The organism is Pseudomonas sp. 39004 (genome assembly GCF_028682155.1).
GTDB lineage: Bacteria > Pseudomonadota > Gammaproteobacteria > Pseudomonadales > Pseudomonadaceae > Aquipseudomonas > Aquipseudomonas capeferrum.
Genome location: NZ_JANIAG010000317.1, coordinates 1 through 2,652, shown reverse-complemented (window position 1 = coordinate 2,652; position 2,652 = coordinate 1). Strand labels below are relative to the sequence as shown.

Sequence of the window (2,652 nt, the reverse complement as noted above, 5' to 3'; positions counted from 1 at the left end):
CCGCTCCTACATTTGTTTCGGGCCAGTGAGGCCAGTGGCATTTGCGCGCGACCGCCTTGTTTGTACGACGCGATATTGAGGGGGGCACCAAGGGGCCGCGCGCCAATGCCCCAGGAATAATTGGCCCGAAACAAATGTAGGAGCGGCCTTGCGTCGCGATGCGCCGCGCGGGCGGCGCTCGATCTCACAGGCGCTGAAAATGCCAAGCCTGGCACCTGCGGCGCTCGATCTCACAGACGCTGAAAATGTCGTGGCAAACACATGGCACCCCCTCAATACCCTCAAGCCATGCGCCCCCTCAAACCGCCTCAACACGCGCCCAATACCGGCTGAACCGACGAACACGCACGGGCAAGGTAGTCGTGAGGTTATCCAGCACAGTGTCGATATTGCCCAAATGAAAAGCCCCAGACAGCCGCAGCTCACTGACCGCCTCATCACACCCAAGGTGCCCAGGCCGATAGCGTTGCAATTCGCTGACAACATCGCCAAGGCGCCAGTCATCCACCAGCAGCATGTCGCGGGTCCAGGCGTCAGGCAGCGCGGTGGCGGGCTGCACCACCCCTACGCCATCGGCGCGAAAACTCAGTTGCTGGCCGGCCTCGACGCGCGTTGCGGCCAACGCATGCGCGCTGCGCACCTCCACGGCATGCTCCAGCACACAGACCCGGGTGCTGTCGGCATCGCTGCGCACGGTGAACCGGGTGCCCAGGGCACGGATGCTGCCTTGATCGGTATGCACGATGAACGCTCGGGCCTGCTCGTCGCGGGCAGTTTCTACCGCTATTTCACCGTCCAACAGGTGCAATGCGCGCCATTGGGCGCTGTAGCGGATATCCACCGCCGTGGCCGTGTTCAACTGCAAGCAGCTGCCATCCTGCAAGCGCAGCGAACGGCGCTCGCCAACCCCTGTGCGCTGGTCGGCCATCAACCGCGCAACGCCCCCCTCGTTCCAGGCCAGCCCCCCTGCCCCGCCCGCCGCCAGCACGATCGACATCACCTTGAGCACCTCGCGGCGCTTGGCCCTGGCACTGCTCAGGGTCGGGCGGGCGATGCCCGGTGCCACCTGCTCGAACGTGCCCTGCAAGCGCGCCAGGCGTTCCCAGGCCTGCAAGTGCAATGGATGGCTGTGCAGCCAGCGCTGATGCGCCGCACGCGTGGTTTCATCCGCATTGCAACGCAACTCGACATACCAGCGCGCAGCGGCTTCGAGCACACGCCGGTCCAGGGGCTGAGCCTCGGCCACGGTTCAGTCCTCGGCCAGCATCAGGCAATGGGTCAGTGCACGCACGGCGTGCTTCTTTACGGTGGTGACCGAAACGTCCAGCCGCCGCCCGATCTCGACATAACTCAGGCCATCGAGTTGCGCCATCAGGAAGATTTCACGGGTGCGGGCGCCCAGGCCGTCGAGCAGGCGATCGATCTCCAGCAAGGCTTCGATGATCAACGTGCGCGCCTCGGGCGAAACCTCGAACTGCTCGGGGCGGGCGGCCAGCGTTTCCAGGTAGGCCTGCTCAACGGCCCGACGCCGGAACATGTCGATCATCAGGCTGCGCGCGATACTGCTCAGATAGGCCCGTGGTTCACGCAGCTCGGCCGCCTTGCGCAGGGTCAGCACGCGGATGAAGGTGTCCTGGGCCAGGTCTGCGGCATGCTCGACACAACCGAGCTTGTTGCGCAGCCACCCACACAGCCAGGGATGGTGCTCGGCGTAGAGCGTGTGCACGGTTTTTTGCAGGGAGGGGTCAGCGCAGGACATGGAGTGAACCGGCAAGGGCGTCTTTAGTAATGACTCTCATTTAACCTGAGTCGTCTGGGGCTTCGCAACCCTTCATTCATGCTGCTACTGCCACGCCGCCAGGCTGTCTGCAAGACCGGCGGCTGCCCTTCACATCACGCCTTGGTCAACTCACCGATCTTTTCCAGCCGCGCCCGCACGATGTTGCGGCTGATGTTCAACAACCGCCCGGTCTGCAACTGGTTGCCGTGGCAATAGCGGTACGCGGCCCGGAACACCGTCTCCTCGATGTGCTCGTAGAGGTTCGGCACGTTCTGCTCGAACAGCGCCAGCAACGCACTCTCAAGGTTGGCCGGTGGGGCGATCGCCGGTGCTGCGCCGGGATGCGCGGCATACACCTGGGCCGCGCCTTGCGGCCTCATGTCCACCAGGTGCAGGTCCGCAGGTGCCACGACCTGATAACGGCACACCAGCAGCGCATGGTGAATCGCGTTTTCCAATTCGCGAATGTTGCCCGGCCAGCTATGGGCCAGCAATTTGCGTTCGGCGTCCGGGCTGAGCGCGGCACGCTCGTAGCCCAGGCGCCGGCAATGCTCTTCGATGAAAAATTCTGCCAGTGGCAGAATGTCACCCGGCCGCTCACGCAGCGGCGGCAGGCGGATGGTGGCAACGTGCAGGCGGTAGAACAGGTCTTCACGAAAATGCCCTGCCACCACGGCATCGGCCAGGTTGACGTTGGTCGCCGCTACCAGGCGCACATTGATCGGGATCGGCGTGCGCGAGCCCAGCCGCACGACCTCGCGCTCCTGCAGCACGCGCAGCAACTTCACCTGCATGTTCAGCGGCAAGTCACCAATCTCGTCGAGGAACAGCGTGCCGCCGTTGGCAGCCTCGAACCAACCGGCCTTGTTCGA

At 64.3% G+C, this 2,652-nt stretch carries 3 protein-coding genes; all 3 read right to left on the bottom strand.

Annotated features, from left to right (window positions below; translation table 11 throughout):
* Positions 1 to 298: 298 nt before the first annotated feature.
* Positions 299 to 1,246, bottom strand: coding sequence for a FecR domain-containing protein (locus NP534_RS26525; protein ID WP_274100703.1), 948 nt, complete (start codon positions 1,244 to 1,246; stop codon positions 299 to 301).
* Between the two features lie 3 nt (positions 1,247 to 1,249).
* Positions 1,250 to 1,759, bottom strand: coding sequence for a sigma-70 family RNA polymerase sigma factor (locus tag NP534_RS26520; RefSeq protein WP_033697249.1), 510 nt, complete (start codon positions 1,757 to 1,759; stop codon positions 1,250 to 1,252).
* A 134-nt stretch (positions 1,760 to 1,893) separates the two neighbouring features.
* The coding region (locus NP534_RS26515) for a sigma 54-interacting transcriptional regulator (RefSeq protein ID WP_274100702.1) at positions 1,894 to 2,652 on the bottom strand (759 nt) is incomplete at its 5' end.